At 53.4% G+C, this 23,025-nt stretch carries 18 protein-coding genes; 11 read left to right on the forward strand and 7 right to left on the reverse strand.

Annotated elements, in window-relative coordinates; genetic code table 11:
- The first annotated feature begins 236 nt into the window (after positions 1-236).
- A complete protein-coding gene (locus ACFE8Q_RS01885; protein WP_375443652.1) occupies positions 237-722 on the forward strand; it encodes a GAF domain-containing protein in 486 nt (161 codons plus the stop codon).
- A 102-nt stretch (positions 723-824) separates the two neighbouring features.
- Here ACFE8Q_RS01885 and mnmD read toward each other — a convergent pair whose 3' ends face one another.
- A complete protein-coding gene (mnmD, locus tag ACFE8Q_RS01890) occupies positions 825-1,484 on the reverse strand; it encodes a tRNA (5-methylaminomethyl-2-thiouridine)(34)-methyltransferase MnmD (protein WP_375443653.1) in 660 nt (219 codons plus the stop codon).
- 136 nt (positions 1,485-1,620) lie between these two features.
- Here mnmD and ACFE8Q_RS01895 point away from each other — a divergent pair, with 136 nt between their 5' ends.
- Positions 1,621-2,094 carry a DUF4293 domain-containing protein gene (locus ACFE8Q_RS01895; protein WP_375443654.1) on the forward strand — a complete coding sequence of 158 codons (474 nt, stop codon included), beginning with the start codon at positions 1,621-1,623 and terminating at the stop codon, positions 2,092-2,094.
- 157 nt (positions 2,095-2,251) lie between these two features.
- On the opposite strand, the gene ACFE8Q_RS01900 is transcribed toward ACFE8Q_RS01895, so the two are convergent.
- The 3 genes from ACFE8Q_RS01900 to ACFE8Q_RS01910 form a co-directional block, all read right to left on the reverse strand.
- Positions 2,252-2,449 (reverse strand): hypothetical protein, encoded by a 198-nt coding sequence (locus tag ACFE8Q_RS01900; RefSeq protein WP_375443655.1) that lies wholly within the window; start codon positions 2,447-2,449, stop codon positions 2,252-2,254.
- Between the two features lie 195 nt (positions 2,450-2,644).
- Positions 2,645-5,173, reverse strand: a complete 2,529-nt coding sequence (locus ACFE8Q_RS01905; RefSeq protein ID WP_375443656.1) for a cellulase N-terminal Ig-like domain-containing protein — start codon at positions 5,171-5,173, stop codon at positions 2,645-2,647.
- 295 nt (positions 5,174-5,468) lie between these two features.
- Complete coding sequence (locus ACFE8Q_RS01910; protein ID WP_375443657.1) at positions 5,469-5,744, reverse strand: hypothetical protein; 276 nt, start codon at positions 5,742-5,744, stop codon at positions 5,469-5,471.
- 268 nt (positions 5,745-6,012) lie between these two features.
- Between ACFE8Q_RS01910 and ACFE8Q_RS01915 the strand changes: the two genes are divergently transcribed.
- From ACFE8Q_RS01915 to ACFE8Q_RS01925, 3 genes are all read left to right on the forward strand, one after another.
- Positions 6,013-12,612: an alpha-2-macroglobulin family protein gene (locus ACFE8Q_RS01915; protein ID WP_375443658.1), complete on the forward strand. Its 6,600-nt coding sequence runs from the start codon at positions 6,013-6,015 to the stop codon at positions 12,610-12,612.
- A 98-nt stretch (positions 12,613-12,710) separates the two neighbouring features.
- The gene (locus ACFE8Q_RS01920; protein WP_375443659.1) at positions 12,711-13,922 is read left to right on the forward strand and encodes an alpha/beta hydrolase family protein; all 1,212 of its coding nucleotides are present in this window, start codon (positions 12,711-12,713) and stop codon (positions 13,920-13,922) included.
- 139 nt (positions 13,923-14,061) lie between these two features.
- Positions 14,062-15,300 carry an MFS transporter gene (locus ACFE8Q_RS01925; RefSeq protein WP_375443660.1) on the forward strand — a complete coding sequence of 413 codons (1,239 nt, stop codon included), beginning with the start codon at positions 14,062-14,064 and terminating at the stop codon, positions 15,298-15,300.
- An 81-nt stretch (positions 15,301-15,381) separates the two neighbouring features.
- Here ACFE8Q_RS01925 and ACFE8Q_RS01930 read toward each other — a convergent pair whose 3' ends face one another.
- The 3 genes from ACFE8Q_RS01930 to ACFE8Q_RS01940 form a co-directional block, all read right to left on the reverse strand.
- The gene (locus tag ACFE8Q_RS01930) at positions 15,382-16,260 is read right to left on the reverse strand and encodes a bestrophin family protein (protein ID WP_375443661.1); all 879 of its coding nucleotides are present in this window, start codon (positions 16,258-16,260) and stop codon (positions 15,382-15,384) included.
- A 72-nt stretch (positions 16,261-16,332) separates the two neighbouring features.
- On the reverse strand, positions 16,333-16,860 hold the full coding sequence (locus tag ACFE8Q_RS01935) for a GNAT family N-acetyltransferase (RefSeq protein WP_375443662.1): 528 nt from the start codon (positions 16,858-16,860) through the stop codon (positions 16,333-16,335).
- 113 nt (positions 16,861-16,973) lie between these two features.
- Entirely contained in the window at positions 16,974-17,465 is a 492-nt protein-coding gene (locus tag ACFE8Q_RS01940; RefSeq protein ID WP_375443663.1) for a hypothetical protein, read from the reverse strand.
- Positions 17,466-17,580: 115 nt separating this feature from the next.
- Here ACFE8Q_RS01940 and ACFE8Q_RS01945 point away from each other — a divergent pair, with 115 nt between their 5' ends.
- The 6 genes from ACFE8Q_RS01945 (at position 17,581) to ACFE8Q_RS01970 (ending at position 22,927) form a co-directional block, all read left to right on the forward strand.
- Positions 17,581-18,225 (forward strand): deoxyribose-phosphate aldolase, encoded by a 645-nt coding sequence (locus tag ACFE8Q_RS01945; protein WP_375444351.1) that lies wholly within the window; start codon positions 17,581-17,583, stop codon positions 18,223-18,225.
- Between the two features lie 218 nt (positions 18,226-18,443).
- On the forward strand, positions 18,444-19,286 hold the full coding sequence (locus ACFE8Q_RS01950) for a hypothetical protein (protein WP_375443664.1): 843 nt from the start codon (positions 18,444-18,446) through the stop codon (positions 19,284-19,286).
- A gap of 111 nt (positions 19,287-19,397) precedes the next feature.
- Complete coding sequence (locus ACFE8Q_RS01955) at positions 19,398-19,973, forward strand: RNA polymerase sigma factor (protein ID WP_375443665.1); 576 nt, start codon at positions 19,398-19,400, stop codon at positions 19,971-19,973.
- A complete protein-coding gene (locus tag ACFE8Q_RS01960; RefSeq protein ID WP_375443666.1) occupies positions 19,954-21,555 on the forward strand; it encodes a hypothetical protein in 1,602 nt (533 codons plus the stop codon). The genes ACFE8Q_RS01955 and ACFE8Q_RS01960 overlap by 20 nt, the downstream gene beginning before the upstream one ends.
- 58 nt (positions 21,556-21,613) lie before the next feature.
- Positions 21,614-22,162, forward strand: a complete 549-nt coding sequence (locus ACFE8Q_RS01965) for a Rieske (2Fe-2S) protein (RefSeq protein ID WP_375443667.1) — start codon at positions 21,614-21,616, stop codon at positions 22,160-22,162.
- Positions 22,163-22,234: 72 nt separating this feature from the next.
- Positions 22,235-22,927 (forward strand): hypothetical protein, encoded by a 693-nt coding sequence (locus tag ACFE8Q_RS01970; RefSeq protein ID WP_375443668.1) that lies wholly within the window; start codon positions 22,235-22,237, stop codon positions 22,925-22,927.
- Positions 22,928-23,025: the final 98 nt, after the last annotated feature.

The following is a 23,025-nucleotide window of genomic DNA, read 5'->3' on the forward strand; positions in this document are numbered from 1 at the left end:
AGTTAGCCTATAGGCTTTATTGCGTTACGAACCGTCAATCTATCAACTTCGCATAGAATATGCAACTTATTTTTAAACAATCCGTATCTAATTTGGTTAATGGTGATTTTGGCAGAAGCGAGTGAGGATTTGGGCTATTGGATTGGGGATTGTTGCAGACGCATTAGCATACGCTGGCGTCAGCAACAATCCCCAATCCGATAGCCCAAATCCGATATCCACTTTACCTTTGCCATATGGCAGAAACACTTCATATTCCGCAAACAGATAACCGGCAGGCTGTATACGACAGTCTGATTCCGCAGATAGAGGCGCTGATCACGGGCGAAACCGACCTGGTTGCCAATCTGGCCAACGTAGCGGCGGCCCTGCGGGAAGCATTCGGTTTTTTCTGGGTTGGCTTTTACCTTGCTAAAGAAAATCAACTGGTACTTGGGCCTTTTCAGGGGCCGATCGCCTGCACGCGCATTGCGTTCGATAAAGGCGTTTGTGGGGCTGCCTACACCCGTGGCGAGACCATACTGGTGCCCGATGTCGACGCTTTCCCGGGGCATATTGCCTGTAGCTCCGCCTCAAAATCGGAAGTGGTCGTGCCTATTGTCAATAAGGCTGGCGATGTAACGATGGTGCTCGACGTTGACAGCGATCAACTGAATGATTTCACCCACATAGACGTGACTGGACTGGAAGCCGTGGGGAGGTTGATAGGAAGAAATATGTAGTTCAAAGTCTCATCTTCAGGGGTCAAAGTCGCGCTGCCAACTCACCATATTCTGGTGTTGCAGCGCGACTTTGACCCCTGAAGATGAGACTTTGGCCTCTTTTTAAATCTTTATCGCCCTGATAACCTCGCGTTTACGAGCGGGGCCTACGTGCTTCTCCACCTCGAAACCAGCTTCGCGGAGGTTGCGTTGTACGGCCGATTTTGAGCAATAGGTAGTCAGCGCACCGCCAGGACGGAGCAACGTGGCTATTTTCTGGAAAACCTCCAGTGTCCAGAGTTCGGGCTGGCCTTCGGGCGCAAAAGCATCGTAATAAACCAGATCGAACGTACCTATGGGAGGCAGGTCCTGTAGCCGGGTGTTGTATTTGGTGAGCGTCAATTCGGGAACGATCGGCGTAGGTACGTTCCAGGGGGCCTCGTGTAGGTCGGGGAGCCAGAACGTAGTTAGCTCGTGATCGTAGTTCAAGAGTTTGGCCTCGTTGATCGGAATCGGGTAGGCCTCAACCGTAACGTAATCGATCACCCGATGATGGCGTTTTGCCTCACGAATAGTCATCAGCGCGTTAAGGCCCGTGCCAAAACCCATCTCGAAGACACGAACCGGCCCGTCCACCCGGTCGAAGGTGTAGAGTAATCCCAGTTCAATAAACACACGGTCCGACTCCTGAACGGCGCCATAGATAGAGTGGTAGTGTTGCCCTACCTCCGCGTTGAATACCGAATGTGACCCATCGGCTGTTACCACCACTTGCGTATTCATCAAAACATTCAGGCTTTTCGGCTAATTTCGCCATTGGCTACCGACATGACTAACCTGTATAAGCAGTTAAAGGGCGGCGGTGTTTTGCACTGCCTGTTGGTTAATCGTTAAACAGACTACAATTTCTTATAAAAAAATGATTCAACGCATTCAAAGTGTTTTTCTATTTCTGATTTCAGCGGCAATGGGCGTGGCCCTGGCCAACCCCATCTGGGAAAAACCCGGTATGCAGCCCGGAGAAGAAGCCGAACTGACGCCCCTTCAATATACGTATGAACAGGGAGTAACTACGTTCACTACGCCGCTCTGGTACTTGGGTGGCCTACTGGTTATTGTGGCCCTTTTGGCTCTTTTTGCCATTTTTCAGTATAAGAAGCGGTTATTGCAGATGGGTCTTTGTGCCGCCAATGCTATTCTATTAACTGCGTCGATGGGCGTCATACTGTATAACGTGCTGATAAATGGCAAAACATATGGCAACCCCGCCGATCAGGGATCGTTCCTGACAGGCTTTTGGGCAATTGTTGGTGCGCTTGTACTTAACGCACTAGCTAACCGATTTATCCGTCGCGACGAAAAATTAGTCCGCGAATCGAATCGCATTCGGTAGAATGGTACGCGGATCGGGCGGATGAAACGGATTCACGCGGATTTTTAGATTTAAACGGGTTATACCTATACCTGTATCAGAGCCAATCAGTTTAAATCCAAAATCCGCGGGAATCCGTTTCATCCGCCTAATCCGCGTACCCATCTAAAAATCCGTATCAGAATTTCGGGCAGCCGCAGTCTTTCTTTTTGAAGAGCCCCCACATGAAGCCCTTCTTGCGGCGATAGCCTTTTTTCTTGCGCTTAAAAATAGATTCTTCCTTCACCGTAGTGCGGGTAGCCGAAAGCGTTGCCGCCGGGGCTTCGCCAATCAGCAGCGACGCCGAAAAGACGAGTAAAAAAGCCGTTGTTTTCATAACTCATTCGGTTGACTACGCTTCAGTATACCTAACGCAGAAAGCGCCGTGATCGTTGTACCGATTTAGCGTGTAAAAGAATGAAACAAACAACACGCCAACAACTTCCCGCTACATAAAAAAAAGTCCCGGCCAGTAACTGGTTCGGGACTTTTCGTTGATAAGCCAGTAAGCAGTAGTATAGCCTCCTGCTGTTTATTTTACTAAATTCTTGAAAGCTGAACCAAAAATTAAATAACTGGTATTTCCACCGATCGTGCCTTCATTTTGGCCCCAGAAAAATGGCCAGTCGTCGTAGTTCTCAAAGTGATCGGGCTGTCTGAATAATAGACCTGGTGCAAGATTGCCCGGTATGAAGGAAAAATCAGCCCTGTTGTTGCCATAAAAGACCGCTTTGGGACGTGTAGCACCCACCGTGGCTACTAATGAATAATTGTGATACGGGTGGCAGCCGTACAGGTAGTTGGCGGCCTTAAACGCGTGACTTTCGTCGATGATATCCGGGAAGTATTTACTGGCGAAGCAAATAGTGGTGCCAAAGTTTACCACGTCGCCGCTACCCGCCCAGTTACGAAGGCCAATCGGCACGCCGTATGGATTGTCTTTCTCCAGGTTAGTGATGTAGGCTTTATATTTTACAATATAAGGCCGGAGTTTTTCCTTATAAGCCGCATCCATGTGCGGTATGGCATCAAGGGCAGTCAGCAAGACGAACGTGACATTGCGATCAAGGGCAGGCCATAAAGCTTGCTGAAATTTATCAACATATTCTTTTTCACCGGTCGATATATACAATTGGAGATTAGTACCAATATCAACCCGTCCCCGCCTGCTTAAGCTATCTTGCGACCGATTAGCCATTAATTCCGTTGACTCTTTTAACAGTCTTTTCGACTGCTGCAACGCTCTGGCTGAAAGATCGTCATTATAACCCTTCAGCGCCCGGCTGGCTGCGGCAAACATCGTTGCCGCACTTAGATCAAGGCCGGGATTACGGCTTGTAAACGCCCACAAATCATCCTTCACGCCACTCGACCGGCCGTCGGCAGCTACTTCATAAGGCCCCAATTTGGGATTATACGGGAGACCGTCGGTCAATGAAGCGGCATCGCCGAGGTGGTGGTAATTGTCGAGCACAGCGTTAGAGAGCGTTTGGGTCATGTGGCCAACAATCTCGGCCTGAGCTACCAGATTCAGCGTGCCGTGCTCGATAAACTGCAACACGTCGGGCGTTCCATCGGGCCGGTGAAGATCGACATACCGTTGCTTCTGGTCAACAAACGTCTGATCCCGCATTGGCTTAAACGATTCCCAGGTTCTGACGAAGTTTTGCACCACACCAATATTCGACCCGGTTTCGATGTCGAAATCACCAGCGTCGAAAAAACCGCCAACGTTTAATCCGGGGATCAATTCGAGCGCTTTATATTTTGTATCGGTTGTTGGTCCCTGGGCATGCAGGTCGAAGTGGTCGGTGTTTGGCGGTGCCTGACGATACCCTTCTTTAAAAGGCTCGCCATGCCATACCCGGTACGCTTCGTTGACAAACATGTGATCCATATGAATCGGAATCCATATGTCGCTGGTGGCATCGGTGATTTTATCGTAGACGTTATCCTGGATTAAAAAATCATTGGTTTTAATGCTTCCGTATTGGATATAATAGATGCCTGGCGTTTTAACCGACGAGAAATCGAACTTTACGTAGTTGTATTTAAAATAGGGACCCCAGGATGCAATCTTGCCGGTAAATACTTTGGTCGCTTTGCCGTCGTCGCCGATTTTGTATAAGGATGAAGTGGCGAGCGGTTTGTCTTTCTTATCCAGTTCGATCACCGCTACTTTGGGTTGCGAAGTGAGGTAGCCCACCTGAGAGAAACCGACGTTTGGCTCACGTACCCAGCCTGGAATGGCATTTGGTTCAACGGTCCAGGTCAAGACCTTACCTGTTTTGCCGGCCGGCAGTAAACTACGCACGACAAACCAGCCATTTTGGGCCAGCATACGCCCATCAAAAAGCATCAGATCGGCATCTTTCGACGTAATTTTCAGCAGGCGCGACGGCTCATCAGGGGCAAGGAGGAGAGTGCGCCCGGTTTCGAGGGGAAGAGGATCAATGTATTTGCCGGTTCCTCTGTCGTCAGACGTTTTGTAGCCTTTATACTGTTTTGGTTTTTCGCTGTTGGGCTTCGTTATGGTGTTACCGACTACGTACCGTGGAAACCGGTTATAGCGCCCATCCATCAAATAGGCCTTTTGCCAGTATTGCGAGGGAAGAAACTCAAGATTGAATCCGGCACTTCCTTCAAGGGCTTTGGGAACGGGTTTATCCAGGTAAACAGCGATCTCGACCCCTTTACCCTTGGCCGTTACCACCACCCGCGACTCAAAATCGTAATCGGCATACGTTAAGGTAGCCTCGATGGTCTGGGTGGCCGCATTTACTTTTCGGTTTGATATGTTGGGAACAAGGTCCCACTGCTCCGGCGTATTGGACAGTCGTACGGCACCACCTTGCGCGGTTCGTACGCCGTGGTGAATCAATTCGATTCCGGAGTTCTTCTCATCGTTGAATCCCCCGGTAAACAGGTTATTGTACACCAGTACGTTGACGCCCTGTGTTTCGAAATACTCAAGCTTGTTGAGCTTTAAATCCTGGGCCGACGCATAGTTGACTACCGCCAGTAGTTGCAGGGCAAGCCATAAAAGTCTTCCTTTTGTCATGGTACTTTGAACTAAACAATCGTTTTAGGTTGCTCCGATTGCTAACGAATGAAAGAAATCGAAGTGGTTTCCTATACTATGGCGACAAAGCCATTTCATACTGTAAATTCATCAATTAATCTTTTTTCAATCCATTTCTAATCCTATTGTTTGGGTTAGGTACGTTGCTGACGCACAAGTAGAGACAGGCGGACCGGCCTCTACTTGTGCGTCAGCAACGTACCTGCGTCAGGATGGTCACGAAAAAGCCCCAACCAATGGCAGGGGCTTTTTATATGCTACTGTAAAATAAGACTTACCGCCGTCTTCCGCCGTTGTAGGGGCGGGGGTTGCTGTAGCGGTAACTATAATTGGGGCTTCTGTAATAGCGGGGGCGGCTGTAATAGACTCGTGGCGGAGCCACATAGACGGGCCGTTGTGGGTAAGCGTAGTAGGGGCGGGGCGCATAATAACCATACGAAGGGCCATAGCCATATCCTGAGCGAACGCCCACGTACGAAGGACCACAACCTGCCAGTGTAACAACGAGCAACAAGCTTAACAGCGCGTAACGCAATGTGTTGTTTTTCATAGCAAAGGCCACGCTACTGGATTGGTGAGCCACACGTAGCAGGCATATCCCTATAACGTTTGAGCGGCAAAAATGATTTTAGTAATGGTTGATTGGAGATTGGCTGCCATGAAACGTCATGCGTCAGCACTTGCCCTAATCAACCAATCCCTAAGCAACCAATCTCCAACCATTTGGTAAATTCCGTACTCTTGTTCATCAACCTGAAGACGTACCTGGCTAAACGGTTGCCATTATTTGTTGTCTTAAGGGTATAACCCGATTCACTATGCGTATTCCCGCCATTATTTATACACTGCCGCTGTTTTTGCTGCCCCTATTCTTGCTGACGCAGCCAGCCAAAAAAAGCTTACTACCACCCATGACCGATTACGCTGCCAGTTGGAAATCGGCCGATTCGTTGATGGCCCGCGGGTTACCACAATCGGCGCTCGTTATTGCCGATCGAATTTATGCCGAAGCCAAGCAGGCGGGCAATGATCCGCAATTGCTGAAAGCCGCCATGCGTCGGGTGGTGTACCGGACCAACGGGGCCAAAGACGAAGAAACGTACCTGACGCTGGTTCGGTCGCTGCGGGCTGATGTCGAGGCCACCAACGGCCCAACGCGCTCGGTGCTGCAGTCAGTATTGGCCGAGGTGTACTGGCAGTATTTCCAGCAAAACCGCTACAAGTTCTACGACCGTACGGCCACTGCACCCGACGAGCCCACGTCGCAAAGTGCTACCGCCGACGCCATTGACCCACGTACCTGGGACGCCCGCCGCCTGCAAACGACGGTGACCGAATTGTATAAGGCGTCGGTGCAGGATGCCGCCCGGCTGCAACAGTCACCCATCGGCCCCTACGACGTGGTGATCAGCAAGGGCAATGAAGCCGGGCGGGCGTTGCAACCCACTATGTTCGACGTACTGGCGCACCGGGCTATCGACTTTTTCGGCGAAGCCCAGTCAGATGTGATCAGGCCCATCCAGGCGTTCAACGTCAACGATCCTGCTTATCTGGCTGGCCCAGAGGCGTTTGTGGCGTTGGTGCTACCCGCTACCGATCCGCTGTCAGGTACGTATCAGGCGTTGCGGCTGTACCAGCAGTTGCTGGCTTTTCACCGGAACAACGCCAATTCGCTCCCGTATGCCGTGAACGACGTGGCGCGGCTGGCATTGGTGAAACGCGTAGGAACCCTGCCCAATGAAGCCGACCTGTATCGCCAAACGCTGACAAAGCAGATAGAGACGTTTAAAAACAAACCGTCCGAAGCGGAGTATGCGCTGGCGCTCGTGCAGGAACTGGCCAGCGACGGTCAGGTACGTCCCATGCCCAGAGGTCGCTCTGGTAGCACCGATCAGCAACCGGGCACACCCGATTCCGATACAACCCACCGCTGGGACCGAAAACGCGCCGCCGATCTGGCCCGCGACCTGATTGCCCGCTTTCCAAACACCCTCCCCGCCCAGACTGCCCGGCCGTTGCTCGATAATCTGTTGCGTCCGTCGCTGGTGGTAGAGCTAGAAGAGGCCAATGAACCGGGTAAGCCGTTTCGGGTGCGGGTGACGTTTCAGAATACCAAAACGCTGTTCTACAAAATTCTGCGCCTCAACGCCGAAGAAGCCCGTCTATTGACTCAGTTTGACGATTACCAGGCCGATCCGAAGCGCGACAAGTGGTTTGCGGCCGTTCAGAATCACCCGGTGGTGGCGCAGGAACAGTTGGCCCTGCCCGATGACGGTGATTTGCACAGCCATAGTGTAGAGATTCCGGTGAAAGGGTTGCCGGTGGGCAATTACGTGCTGTTGGTTTCCAACGAAGGAAAATGGACGAAGCCCAGTGCCGAAACCGCCGAGGTAGTCGGCCTTGGCACTTTTGCCATGTCAAATTTGAGTTACGTTGTAGCGGGGAACACTTACCAGTACGATGGCGGACAGAAGACGATTTACGTGACCGACCGGATGACGGGGCAACCATTGGCCAACGTGCAGGTGCAACTGTATGTATTGAACGACCGGCGGGCGGGCGCTACGCTGTCAGGTACGTTCCGCACCAATGAAGAAGGCAAGGTCACGATCACCCCGTCGCAGGTGCCCAACGGCCGGTCTTACTTTCTGCGTCTGACCCGCAACGACGATGTACTGGATACTGATTCGTTTTACAACTACCGTGGTTATCAAAACCCGCAAGGGCCGGAAGATACCCGCCGTACGGTCATCTTTACCGACCGCGCCATTTACCGGCCCGGACAGGTAGTTTACTGGAAAGCCCTGCACTACAAAGGCACAGACAATCAGTTTGCCGTAGTGCCCAACGCCACCATGAGCGTCCGGCTGACGGACGTGAACGGCGAAGAAGTAGCCAAAGCGGAGGTGAAAACCAACGAATTTGGCTCGGCTTCAGGTACGTTCACCGCGCCGGTGGGGCGGCTAACCGGCCAGATGGCCATTGCTACCGACTATGGTCAGGCCACGATTCGGGTTGAAGAATACAAACGGCCTACGTTTACAGTAATGGCCGATCCGCTGAAACAGGCCGTGGTGCTGGGGCAGAACGTGCCCGTGAAGGCGACCGCTAAAACGCTGGCCGGAGCCGTGGTTGATAATGCGAAAGTCAGCTACCGGGTTACCCGCACTTACTACCAGCCCTACTGGTCGTGGTGGCGGCCGTCGCGCCCTGCCAACGAACAGGAAATCGCCAACGGAACCGCCACGACCAACGCAGAGGGCATCGTTTCGTTTTCGTTTCTGGCCCAGCCCGACCTGAGTATTGCGGCGTCTGAAAAGCCACAGTTCACCTACTCCGTAACCATCGACGTGACCGACCAGTCGGGCGAAACGCGGTCGGCTACGCAAAGCTTGCGCATTGGCTACACCACCCTGACGGCGGAACTTGCCCTGCCCAGCCCCGTGCTGACAACCGAGCGGAAACCATACGTAGCACGGTTAACGAACGCCAGTGGAAATGAGGTTGGTATTAAATCAGGAACGGTCACGATTTCGAAGCTTAGTCCCCAACGTACGGGCCTCCGTAGCCGCCTCTGGCCCCGTACCGACCGGACCATACTGACCCGCGACGAATACAGCCGCCAGTTTCCGCTCGACCTCTACGCCGATGAAGATGACCCCGCAACCTGGACCAAAACGCCCGTACGTTCCACCTCCCCGCAATCGGTGAGCCTGGCTGGCCTAGCGTCTGGTATGTACGTGGCCGACATCAACGCAACGGACTCAACCGGCCAGACGGCGCAGCAAACGGTCTATTTTCAGGTCATCGACCCGCAACAACCTACGGCACCCATCAAAGCGGGCACGTTCGTGCAGGTGCAGAAAGCAACCGCCCAACCCGGCGAGGAAGCCATTTTCTGGGTCGGCTCATCGACTGCCAGCGCCACTCGGCCCGACAAAGTGCTGATGGCGGTGGAAGAAAAAGGAAAGATCGTGCGCGAAGAGTGGCTGACTGTGACGGGGCAACCGCTGCGCGTGGCCCTTCCGGTGCTGGAAAAGCACCGGGGTAACTTCGCCGTGCATTTCGCTCTGGTGCAGAACGGGCGTTTACTCAGTGAGTCAGAAACCGTGACGGTGCCCTTCAGCAATAAAGAATTGACGGTGGAAACCGAAACATTTCGGGATAAATTGAAGCCCGGCCAAGCCGAACAATGGACGTTGCGGATCAGTGGTCCGCAGCAGGATAAAGTGCTGGCCGAACTGGCCGCTACGCTGTATGATGCGTCGCTCGATGCCTTTGCCCGCCTCGAGTGGCCAACGTCTTTTTACGGCGTCAACAACACCAGTTCGAGTTATTGGCAAAGCCCGGCTTTTGGTATAAAGACGACACAGGCGTATTGGAGTGCGCCGATTACAAATTATATAGTCCAGACGCGGGTTGTGCCAGAATTGGGTTGGGGACCCTATCAATACGAGCCGTACCAGGGGCGGTTTGTTATTCGATTTGCCAACCATCAGCCGGCTACTATTTGGGTGGAGCGTAACGGCAACATACTTAAAGGAAGGGTGTCGCAGGGCCAGGATGATGGATTGGCGGGTGTACTCGTTGGGCTAAAAGGATCTAAGCAACAGACTACGACAATGGCCAATGGTGAGTTCAACCTGACCATAAATAAGCCGCCGAAGAAACTGACGTTATTATTTAGTATCGTTGGATTCCTGCCAACAGAAATCGAATTGGGCACTAAACGGCTTATTTCTGGCACAATGGAACCAGACCCGTTATTACAGAACGAACAGGTGACGGTTGGGTATGGTACGTCAATAGGCAGGCAGTTAAATGCCAACTACAAGCGGGGTCGGGGCGACTATGCCGGTGCCCCCGCGCCAATGGCGATGGCCAAAATGTCGGCTGATGCGGCGGCTCCCCCACAGGTAGAAGAGTTACGGGAATCTGTAGCCGCCGAGAAGAAACAGGAAACGGGCAAGACCGCCGATGTGCCACCTTCTGTTCGGAAGAATTTCAATGAAACGGCGTTTTTCTTCCCGCAACTGCAAACCGATAAGCAGGGCCGCGTGGTGCTGAACTTCACCATGCCCGAAGCCCTCACGCGCTGGCGGCTGGTCACCTTCGCCCACACCAAAACCATGCAGACGGGCACGATGGAGCGAGAAATCGTAACGCAGAAAGAGCTGATGGTCACGACCAACGTACCCAGGTTCCTGCGCGAAAACGACACGCTCCGCCTCACCGCCCGCATCGACAACCTCAGCGGTAAACCCCTCACCGGCACCGCCACGCTCCAGCTAACCGATGCGTTTACGGGTGAGCTGCTGAATGAAAAGATGCTGCCCAAAACCAGCGGAGCCACTTTTTCACTCAGTCGCTCGTTCACTCTTTCCAAAAGTGGCGTCGTAGACTGGACGCTGGTTGTGCCGCAGGATTTGCCGCCCGTAGCCATCCGGGTAACGGCCACCGCCGGGACCTTTACCGACGGCGAAGAGCGCGTGGTGCCGGTGCTGCCTAACCGCACGCTCGTGACCGATGTGCAGCCCTTCTGGATCAATGGCGGCGACAAAGACCGCACCTTCCGGCTGGTGCCGCTGGCCGATCGCAACCCGGAATTGCCTCTAAATACCGAACGCCTGACGGTGGAGGTGACCAGCAATCCCGCCTGGTATGCGATGCAAAGCCTGCCCTACCTGATGGAATACAGCTACGACTGCGCCGAGCAACTGTTCAGTAAAATGTATGCCAATAGCCTCGGCGCGCATATCCTGAACAGCCGCCCGCAGTTTCGGCAGGTGGTTGATTTGTGGAAACAGTCGCCGCCGAAAAGCCCGCTGGCAAGCAACGAAGAACTAAAAGCTGTAACACTCGAAAACACGCCCTGGCTCGCCGATGCTAAATCAGAAACGGAGCGGACCGCCAAACTTGGTCAGTTTTTCGATAAAAACCGACTGGCTGGCGAACAGCAACGCGCCATCGGGAAACTGCGTCAGTTGCAGGACGGAAGCGGTGCGCTCACCTGGTTTGCGGGCATGCGCCCCAACCTGAACATGACCCTGCACGTGTTGGCAGGACTAGGCCATCTTCATAAACTCGGTGTGGCGTTCGACCCCAGCGTGCAGGGTGATGTGGCTACGTTGCAGGCAGGTTTACTTCGCTATGCCGATGCGGAAATAATCCGGCAAATTGCCGAAGAAAAGCAGCGGGCGGCTCAGCAGAAGATGACGCCCGGCACACCCTACTGGGCGGCACAATACCTCTACGCCCGTAGCTTTTACCTCGACAGTAATCCTGTTGATAAAGCCACAAAGACGTACCTGTTGCCGGTATTGACGAGCGGCTGGCAGCAGAGTTCGCTACAAAGTCAGGCGTTGGCGGCGAGCACGTTGTACCGATTTAAACAAGTCGATGCGGCCCGCGCCATTCTGCAATCGCTGACCGAGCGCAGCAAACTGTCGGACGAGTTGGGTATGTACTGGCCCGAAAACGCGAGCGGCACATACTGGTATCAGGCTCCGATTGAAACGCAGGCCTACATCATCGAAGCCTACGACGAGGCTTGCCAGAGCGAGTCTGCCAGTGGTAAAATAACCGGTTCGCTGGATTGCTTTGCCTGGCTACGGAAACAGCCCGAATACAGTAAGCTGGTTGGCGCTGAGCCGTTTATCGACAAAATGCGTCAGTGGCTCGTGCAACAGAAACGTACCCAGTCGTGGCCATCGACCAAGGCTACGACAGAGGCGACGTATGCCCTGTTGCTACGCGGAAATGACTGGCTCGATACCAAAGCGACGATGAAAGTGGTGGTTGGCGGTAAAGACATGGCCAGCCGGGTAACGAAAACCGAAGCCCTGACCGGCTACCAGAAGGTGACGTTTGCTGCCACCGAAGTAACGCCTGCGATGGGTGTGATAACGGTGAGCAAAACGGCCAAAACCGGCCCCGGCTGGGGTGCAGCCTACTGGCAGCATTTCGAGCCGCTGGATGCCATCGCCGCCAATGGCAATAACCTGACGCTCAAGAAAACGCTGTTCCGCCAGCGCAACACCGATGCCGGGCCGGTGCTGGACCCCATCACGCCCAAAACAGCATTGAAACCGGGCGACCTGCTGAAAGTACGCGTGGTGCTGACGGCCGACCGGGCGATGGAATACGTGCATCTGAAAGACGGCCGCGCCTCTGGTTTTGAGCCGGTGGCGGCCTTGTCGGGCACGAAGTACCAGAACGGTCTTTACTACTACGAAGCTCCCCGCGATGCCAGCACCGATTTCTTTATCGAGTACCTGCCCACGGGTACGCATGTGTTCGAGTATGCGCTGCGCGTGGTGCATACCGGCGATTTTGGCTCCGGGGTAGCCACCGTTCAATGCTTCTACGCCCCCGAGTTTGCCGCCCATTCAACCGGCGGCCGGGTGCAGGTGAAGTAATACCGTCTAAACAATTCTAAGCTGGCAGGCTCCGTTTGTGCGCACAAACGGAGCCTGCTTTTCGTTTATAGGCAACATCCTTCTACTCACTGTGCATTATGAAATGTCTACGCCTTCTTACGCTCTGGTTCACGCTCCTGGCTGTCGGGCTGAACATGACCAACTGTAAGACCGCTGATCCGGTCGTTACCCAATCCACAACGCTGGTCAGCAGTACACAGATTGCCACATTCACCAAAGCGCAGCTAGTTCAGCGGATTGCTGCTTCCGGCCTGGTCGATGCGCAGACGAGCGGGTTTCTAAACATCCTGCTGCAACGTGATATTCAGGCGTATCGGCTCGTTTACAAGACAAAAAATGCTGACAATACGGATGTGAACGCCTCGGGCGTGCTGATTGTGCCCGTGCCAATTGGTACTGAAACGTTTCCGATGGTGAGCGAGCAGCACGGCACTCTGTTCAATGAAGGCGATGCGCCGTCTTATTTCACGGAGGCGAGCGAAGCCGGGACAATTGGCGCGTTATTTACCTCGAATGGCTTTATTCTGTCATGCCCGGATTATGTAGGTTATGGCGAATCGAAGAATGTGCCGCACCCGTACCTGCACCGGCAGACAGAGGCACTGGCGAGTCTGGATATGCTGCGGGCCGCGCGTGAATTTCTGAAAACCAGCAACGCCAAGTGGGATAATCGCGTGTTTCTGGCAGGTTACTCGCAGGGCGGACACGCTACGATGTCGTTGCTGAAAATGATGGAAGAACAGTTCCCAAATGAGTTTACGATCACCGCGGCCTCCTGTGGCGCGGGACCTTACAACGTGGAAGGGTTTATGCAGGACCTGGGCACCAAAACAACCCACGGCATTCCGGCCTACAACAACCTGTATGTGTGGGTATTACAAACTTACAACCGCGTCTATGGCCTGAACCGGCCCATGAGTTACTATTTCAAGGAGCCATATGCCACCGATGTCCAGGCAAACGGCACCCGGTCGACCATCAACGTAAGCATTAACACGGCTTTCTCCGACGGATTCAAGAATGGGATTATCTCTGGCTCAGACGCGGCTTTTCTGACCGCTGTTCGCGACAATAATGTCTATGACTGGAAGCCCAACACCCCGTTACAATTGTATCACGGCACCGCCGATCAGCAGGTTTTTTACCGCAACTCGACAGACGCGTTTGCTGCTATGAAAGCACGAGGTGCTGCCAACGTGGAGTTGATACCAATTCCCGGACAAGATCACGGCCCCGCTATTCAGACCTTTCTGACAGGTACGTTCCAGTTCTTCAACAGCAAGCGATAGCCTTTTATGGGGACCTGGATAGGATGGATTTGCGCGGAAATGAAGGATTACTGACGCTGGGCCCGGAGCGAGAGGCCCAGCGTCAGTAATCGATCGTTGTTGCCCTATTTCGCAGTGAAAAGCCGTTTAATGCTTTTTATTGCAAAAGGTCGTAGAACGGAGTTATACAGGAATGTTTAAAGACCGGCGGCTGGCCATTATTTTCCTGATTGTCTTGCTCGATGTGGTAGTTGGCTCAGCAACTGGACCCGTTCGCCCCGAATTCGTTAAAGACTTATCAAATCCGGAATGGTGGCTGTCAGTAGGTACGGCCCTGTTTCTGGGGGTTCAACTGATCTCGGCCCCGCTGTTGGGTAAACTCTCCGATTCGGTAGGGCGTAAACCGTTGGTGCTGGTATCGGCGGTAGGTACGTTGGCGGCCAACTTGTTACTGATTCCAATCAAAGCTGGTTTTTTCTTCGCTAACCGAATCAGCGACGGCCTCACCAACGGCATGTACGCCCTCATGCGCTCGTCGGTGACGGACCTGTCGCCGGATGACGAACTGGCTAAAAACAGCGGGTATATCAGCACGCTGGTGTCGCTGGGGCATGTTTTCGGGCCAATGGTGGCGGGTCTGGCACTCTTTTTTGTCAACGACAAATCGAGCCAGGCAAAGCTGGTAGTCTGGGTACTCATTGCCCTTAGCGTGGTGAACGTCGGGGTGGTGCTGTTGATGAGCGAAACCACCAAGCAGCGCACTAAACTCGACTGGCGGGCGGTCTGGCAGGAAGTTGGCACCAACCTGAATGTGGCTAAACTCTGGAAACGACTATCCGACAAAGACAGGGAACACCCCGGCTTCCGCTTCCTGACGATTCTGATGCTTCTGGCCACGCTCCAACTGGGCTACCAAACGTATTTCATAACGTACCTGGCACTGAGCCCGCTGAAGTTCGATGCGCAGAAGATATCGTTCTTTTTTGTCTACTTCGGGGGCCTCAGTGCGTTGAGTAACTTGCTGTATTTTAAGTATTTAGTCAATAAGCTGAATAAGCGCCTGGTGCTGATCGTGGCTACGGTAGTTGGCGTGGGCATGCAACTGATCTACGCCAATGTGGGTACGTCGTTGCCTTTGCTTTATGGCGCCGTTGCTGTTGATGCGCTGCTGGTGTCGCTCGTCAGCGGATTGCTCAACGGGTTTCTGGCTAAACTCACTACCGACGAAGACCGGGGCGAGCTATTCGGACTGAATCAGGCGTTGACCGGTATCGCCAGCCTGCTTACGACGCTCGCCTATGGTGGCTTATCCACCATACACCTGAGCCTGCCTTTCTACTGGTTCGCTGCCAGTCTAGCCGCACTAGGTACGTTGTGCTGGCGATTGCCGAAGGAATAATTAAAGAGCCCAAGGTTTAAAGTCACAGGTCCAAAGTTGCTCTGCGAAGCGACCTTGGACCTGTGACTTTGAACAGTAGACTCACAACAATTCCCCCACTGCCTTGCGGATATTCTGCGCCATGCGTTCGGTGGGCAGGTCGTTGGCATCGGTGCCGAACGGGTCTTCAATCTCTTCGGCAATGAGCTCGAGGCTGGCCAGTACGTAGAACACGATGACTACCACCGGAATGACCCAATAGTGTAGCGAGAGCACGTATCCAAGTGGCAGCGTGAGACAGTAAACGGCCACAAATTTCTTCAGAAACGACGAGTACGAATAGGGAATTGGCGTGCTGTGAATCCGCTCGCAAATTCCGCAGACTTCAGTAAACGAGCTAAACTCACCGTTCAGTACAAGCAGGTGTTCGGGCCGTAACGTACCTGACTGATACAGTTCGTCCATCTTACTGAACAGGTGCATGGCTACCTGATTGGGTACGTGCTCGGCGGGCTTCAAACTAGCGGGGTCGAAGCCGGGGCAGGCCATCAGATCACTAACCTGAAAATCGTTGCGCAGGTGATTTTTTAGCGCAAAGGCGTAATTCGGGATCATCGCCCGGAAAAACGTGCGGCTATCCACATCGTCCGGTCCTAAAATGTGGACAAGTTTCAGCGCCAGATTTCTTGAGTTATTGGTCAGGCTTCCCCACGCCTTTCGCCCTTCCCACCAGCGGTCGTAAGCCGTATTGGTGCGAAAAACAAGCAGCGTCGAAATCACAAAGCCCAGCAGCGAGTGCATGATGGCGATGTTTTTCAGATCAGAGTCGGGGCCGGGGTGTACGTACTCGATGACCACGTAGGCCACCACGCCGCAATACACGACCATCGCCAGCAGCACTGGCCCCAGTTTCCGGGCTGTATCGCCTTTGTGGAGCGAAAAAATAAACCGGAGCCACTCTTTAGAATCGTAATCAACCATATGCAAAGAGTGTAACACGGACTTTAGTCCGTAGATGGTTGCCCGGCCTGCGGACTAAAGTCCGTGTTACAGTTAGTCACTCGTTATTTTTTTCTCCAGTTCAATAAACGAGAGCGGTACCTTGGGTTCGCCAAAACGTTCAGGATCATCCGGGAACGGATGAACGGCTCCCGTGCGCTGAAAACCGCGCCGTTCGTACCAGGCCAGCAGTTCGTGCCGTTGTGGAATAACCGTCATCGTCACGGCTCGGCAGTTTCGGTCGCGGGCAAGTTGCTCGGCCGCTTCGAGTAATTGCCGACCGATGCCACCTGCCTGCAAATCAGGCGATACCGTGAGCATACCCAGGTACAGATCGTCGCCTTTTTGCTCCAGATACACACAACCTAGTAGCTGATCGTCTTTAACGTACCTGAGAATGGTTGCGTTGGAGTTGGCAAACATTTCCCGAAGTGAGGCTTCACTGGTGCGAATGCCATCCAGTAAATCAGCCTCCGTTGTCCAGCCTTTACGCGAGCTGTCGCCCCGATAGGCACTGTTTACCAGCTCGTTTAGGGCCGAAATATCATCGATGGTGGCGGGACTAATAAGCGAATTATTCATGGTTAAAAAAGGCATCAGGCCTGCATCGCCGATCGAGCGTTACAGGCCTGGTGATTGGGGGTTAGGGAACTGGTGGACTAGTTGATTAGTCCGCCAACCACCTACTTGCTAATCTACAATGTGTCGGTGGTAGCTGGTGCTACGGGTGGCGGCGATTGTTGTTGGGGTTGCGTCTGCATCGGCTGCTGAGGCTGCCCCTGCTGAGGATACTGCTGCCCCGGAAAACCATATTGATTAGGCGTAGGCCCAACCATTTCTACGTTAGTGATGTAGTACTTCGTGTCGCCGTTCCAAGGAAGACGCAGGATTTTCTCTTCGTAATGGAGCGTAACCCGTTGACCGGATTTTACCGCGTCGGTGATCTGTTTGGCTATCGCATCATCTTTCACCGAAAAATCGAAAAACTGCGGGGTCAGCGAACCGGTTTCACCCGAAAAGCCGCCCACGTTCAGCACCCCTTCGTACGTTTTGAAGAGGTATCCCCGTCGGCTAAATTTAGAAACCGTGCCAGCCCGTTCGCCATCCGAGAAGCTCCAGCCCGTGAGAAGGTACAAAACGCCGAAAATAAGCAGCACAAAGACAAGCAGGTACGTGAAAAAGCGCATATGCGGTAGTGGTTAGATGTTACCCACAAAACAACAACAATTTCAGACATAGTGGGTATAACCCTAACAAGAACCCTAACTTGAGGGTTTGAAATCAACCCCAAACAGTTTACCGGTGAACCACCTCTTTCCATATATAGAGCGTACGCTATTGCACCCCAACGTGACCATCACCGAACAGTACGATGCCCTCGACGAGGTGAATCAGCTTGGTTTGGCGGGGCTGGTGGTAGCGCCATTCTGGGTGAAGAAACACCGCCGCGAATTGGGTGCCGCCCACCCGGCTACACTAACGGCAGTTGTTGGCTATCCTTTTGGTTATCAGCGTACAGAAGTGAAGCAGCAGGAGTTGGAACTGGCCCTGGCCGATGGTGCCAATGCCGTTGAGGTGGTGGTGAATACGTCGGCGTTGTTCTCGCCAACATCCGTCTGGCTTAAGATCGAACTGGTTAAACTGGTGGCGATGGCTCACGCCCATGAGATACCCCTGACGGTTGTGCTGGAATCGGCCCTGCTGGATGAGGCGCAACTGCTGACGATGATAAAAACCGCCACTGATGCCGGAGCCGATGGGCTGAAAAATGCTACAGGTGCCGCTCTTGCTACCGGACAAACTCCTTTTTCGCTGAAAAAGTCATTGGTCTTTCGCGCCAACGTACCCAGTTCAGTAACCGTTAGCATTGCCGCCGACGGGGCCACCGAGGCCGAACTCGAAGCGCTGGTATCGGCCGGTGTTAACCGGCTGGCGATGAGAGCGTGAGAGTGTTTCGGATCTCAAGTCGCAGGTTTCAAGTTGCGGGGGCTCTGCTAATGGACCAAGTGGCAGGCCAGCAGAATCCTTGAGACTTGAAACCTGAACCTTAAAACTTTTAACTTAAATCTTTTCCAATCCCACGCAACCTGACGTGTATACCCGTCCGTACTGCATTATGAACCGGTTCAACTGTTCGATCTTCTCACTCATCTCAGTTGAAACACATGCAGTACATTTCCAACTCTTTCCGGCCCCTTGCTTTCGCACTTGCGTTGTTGGGCGTCCTGTTTGCCTGTAAAAAAGACGAAACGCCAGCGGTGCCACTGCCCGAGATTCAACTCAACACCACTACGTTGGGCAACGTACTAACCGATCAGTCGGGTAAAACACTTTATTTTTTTGCGGCTGATGCCAGTGGCAAATCAGCCTGTTCAGGTACGTGTCTGGATACATGGGCTGTTTTTTACAAAGAAACGCCTACCTTGAGTACCAGCCTGACCGCTGCCGACTTTAGCACCATTACCCGCGCTGATGGCAGCAAGCAAACGGCCTTTCGCGGTTGGCCCCTGTATACCTTTAAGAATGATGCCAAAGCGGGTGATGTACTGGGCGACAACGTGGGTAAATCCTGGTACGTGGCTAAAACAGATTATTCGATCATGATTGGCTCGGGACAACTTGTTGGCAACGATGGCAAGTCGTACACCAAAACATACACGGAAGGAACAGGCAATACGCTTTACATGACCGATGGAACGGGTAAGACACTCTATGCATATGCCAGTGATAAAAAAGGCAAGAACAATTACACAAAGGCTGATTTTAGCAACAACACCACGTGGCCGCTGTTTGAAGACGTGATCAAATCGGTGCCCTCTGTTTTGGCCATTACTGATTTCTCCTCGACAACAACGGCTGCGCCCGGCCACATTCAGGTTACGTATAAAGGCTGGCCCCTGTATTATTTCGGGCCTGATGCCGGTGTACGAGGCAGTACAAAAGGAGTAAGCGTACCAAGGCCGGGTGTCTGGCCTATCGTATACACCGACTCGCCGGAAGCACCGTAATGTAGTTTGTGGTTCACGGTTTGTAGTTTGTGGTTGCGCTACTTCACCACGACACGATAAGTAGCAGCGCAACTATGAACCACAAACTACAAACCTCTTAAAACTCTTTTCATGGCCCAAACGCCTCAGATACTGCCCCTTTCCGACCTGCTGGCAGGTTGCCTGCGCCAGCATCGGCGCAGTCAGGAAGTGCTGTACCGGCAGTTCTACGGGTATGCGATGGGCGTCTGTCTACGCTACACGCAAACCCGCGAAGAAGCGGTGGAGGTGTTGAACGACGGGTTTTTGAAAGTATTTACGAAGCTGAATCAGTATGACCCCATGCAGCCATTCAAGCCGTGGCTGCGGCGGATTCTGATCAATACCGCCACCGATTATTACCGGCAGGCTGTACCGCACTACTACCAGAAAGACCTGGCAGCGGCCGAACAGGAGATGAGCCTGGAAGCAGATGGATTGAGTAATCTGGAATATGAGTACCTGCTAACGCTGGTGAAACGCCTTACCCCCGCCTACCGAATCGTCTTTAACCTGTATGCAATTGATGGATACAGCCACGATGAAATTGCCACCCAACTGGGCATTTCGGTAGGTACGTCGAAATCTAATTTGGCGCGGGCGCGGGAGAATCTTCGCCAGATGTTGCAAAAAAAAACGAACGATGAGTATGGAAGAGTGGCCCGATGACCATCTGGACGAACTCTTCAGAAAATCGGCTGAAGAGTTTGATGTCCCATTTAATACCGACGACTGGGCCGATTTAAGCCGCCGATTGGATAAACATGATCGACAAACGGTATTCGACCGCATTAGCCGCTGGGGAGGTATCGGCGCACTGCTGCTCCTGCTGCTGGGTGGTCTCGGCTGGTTTATGTATGACGAAAAACCGACGGGTACTCACCAACGAACAGTGATTACAGTGCTTACTCCCGCCCGGAAATTGGCCGGACAAGCCGCCGCGACCAGCCAGGCAACTAGTGAAAACAAGCCTCGAGAGGAGAATTCGGCAAATGAATCACCGCTTCGTAACGTACCTGGAAACCAGTCTGCTGAAGCGGAGCGCAACGATAAACAACCAGAAAAAGGAGAACGTACGATTAACCCTGCCGGGCAGGTAACAACAAATACGATGGACAGTCGGCAGGCAACAGCTACTGATCCAGAAGCAAGCCGGTCGGTAGTTGGGGAACAGCCAACCACCAATGCCACTGTGGCCCTGGTTAAGCGTCGTCGCGGAACACGATTGGTCAATACGGCCAAAGAGCCAACCAGTAGGCAAGCTGGTAAGTACATGACTCGTGCGTCTGTGAAAAAGCAGAAGAACAACCCAGTTGTAGACGGGCGATCGGTAGCTGACAATGCGTTGATCCAGCCTGCTACGAAAGCCGCAACACGCCCGGTCGACACGTACCCAACCCCGATGGGCAACGTACCTGGAGGCGGATCTGATAATCAGACAAGTGTGGCTATTCGGGCTACTGAGCCGGGAGCAGCAGTTACTACTGAACCGGTGGCTGATAGCCAGTGGATGCCTGCTCTGTCGCCGGCAATGAGCCTGAGCCGTGTGGTGCAGCAGGTACGTTCGGCTACTGAACCAACGCCGCCGGACGTGACGGTCAGTGCACCCACACGTCAGGCCATGCCCAGGCTATCGGGAGTAAGCGTGATGCTGTTTGCCTCGCCCGATCTGAGCAGTATCGGACTGAAAAACTTTGACCGTCCCGGCACCAACGCGGGTTTGGCGATTCAGTACCAGTTTACTGATCGGCTCAGTGTCAATGCGGGGGCGATGTATAGTACCAAACGGTACCAAACGAGCGCCAGTGAGTATGTCTGGCCCAGCTACATGAACATGGAGGTATGGCCTAACGACATCGCCGGGGTTTGCAAGATGATCGATGTGCCGGTAAACGTTCGTTACGACTGGCTGTTGCGTCGGCGTGGCGATGGCCGGGCACCCGCCCGTTGGTTTGCCAGTGCCGGGCTGACCAGTTATTTCATTCAGCATGAGGTGTATAGCTACCAGTTTGATAACCCTGCCGACCCTAAAATCAAGTACTGGGGCTGGGACAACCAGAAAGCGGGCCGACCGGGCGGTTCGTTTGGCTTCAGCAACCTCAACCTATCGATAGGGTACGAACACCCCATTACCAACCGGCTATCCTGGCAGGTAGAGCCGTTTATGAAGGTGCCCCTGAAAGAGGTAGGCTACTTCAAGGTGAAGCTGCTCAGTACCGGCGCATTCGTTGGGCTCCGTTACCGTCTTTAGTCTGATAATCAGTAATTAATCACCTATTTTTTCTGTACGTACCTTTTACCATAAAGACATGAACACAATGCCGAACAACCCCAACTCAACGCCGCAGCCAGCCGCCGAAGCGGCGCTATCCCGCGGTGAATTCATTCGTAGCCTGGGCATGAGCAGTGCCGCCCTGATGGCCTTTTATTGTATGGGTACGTTGTCTTCCTGCAAAGGCAGCAGCGATCCGGCACCAGTTACGCCGCCCGCTACAGGCGGCACCACGGGGCTGACGGGCAATTCGGTAGCGTCGGGCGGGGCTATCAACTTTACGCTCGATCTGACGAACAGTAACTACAGTGACCTGAAAACAGCCGGTAACTTCAAAGCTGTAGGCGATGTGCTTGTCTTCAACTCCGCGGGGAGCTACAAGGCGTTAAGCCGTATCTGTACGCATCAGGGTGGGAGCCTGTCGTATCGGGGAGGTGCCAATAATGATATTCAGTGTGATCTGCACTCGGCTACGTACACCATAGACGGAACACCAAAAACAGCACCTATTGGTGGAGGAACCACCACAGCGGTCAAAGCCTATGCTGCTACGCTTTCAGGAAATACGCTGACCGTAAAAGCGTAACTTCTTCAACCGGTGGGGTAATGCCAAACGCCTCACCGGCAACGACATCCTGGCTTTTGACGTACCGGTATTATGATGATCCGTTCCTTCTTTGTCTGCCTCATTTGCTGGCTGACTCTCACCTCCGCTCACGCACAGGACACCACCCGGGTTGCCCAGCCTGCCGCTGCCGATACCACCCGACCCGTTACCAGCTCGGCCGATGACCTGCTCGGTAGTCTGACCGACTCGATTCCGGCCGCTCCCCTGTTGCCCGACCATATGCTGATTACACAACGGCTATTCTGGGGAAAGAAAGGCTTGCTCCGCATTACCAACGCGGCTCCGCTAACGACGGAAGGCCGTAGCCACGAACTGAAGGTGAGGCGGACCATGCTGAAGTTGCACCAGATTGGCGGATTTGTTACCCTGGCGGGCTTCATTGCGCAAGGCATCATCGGTTCGCAACTCTACAAAGCAGATGCCACCGATTACCGTCGCCTGAAAGGCCTGCATGAGAGCATGGCCACGGCAATCAACATCTCGTATGCAACAACGGCGTTGCTGTCGTTAACGGCTCCGCCGCCCGCAGTTGGGCAGCGCCGGGGACTGAGCACGATCAAGCTTCATAAATACCTGGCTATTGTGCACATGGCGGGCATGATTGCAACCAATATTCTGGCCAGCCAGATTGGCAAGAATCCCGAACTAAAGCCTTACCACCGGGCGTCTGCATACACTACGTTCGGTGCGTTCGCTACTGCAATTATTGTGCTTAAATTCTAATGAAACGTCATTAGGCCAGGGCGCGTAGCCTTCGCTGTTATTGGTGGCCATTCGCTGGTTTTTTGCGAGTAATGACCACAAATGACAGCGCAGCGAAC

It is taken from the genome of uncultured Fibrella sp., from assembly GCF_964250085.1.
In the GTDB taxonomy this organism is placed as follows: domain Bacteria; phylum Bacteroidota; class Bacteroidia; order Cytophagales; family Spirosomataceae; genus Fibrella.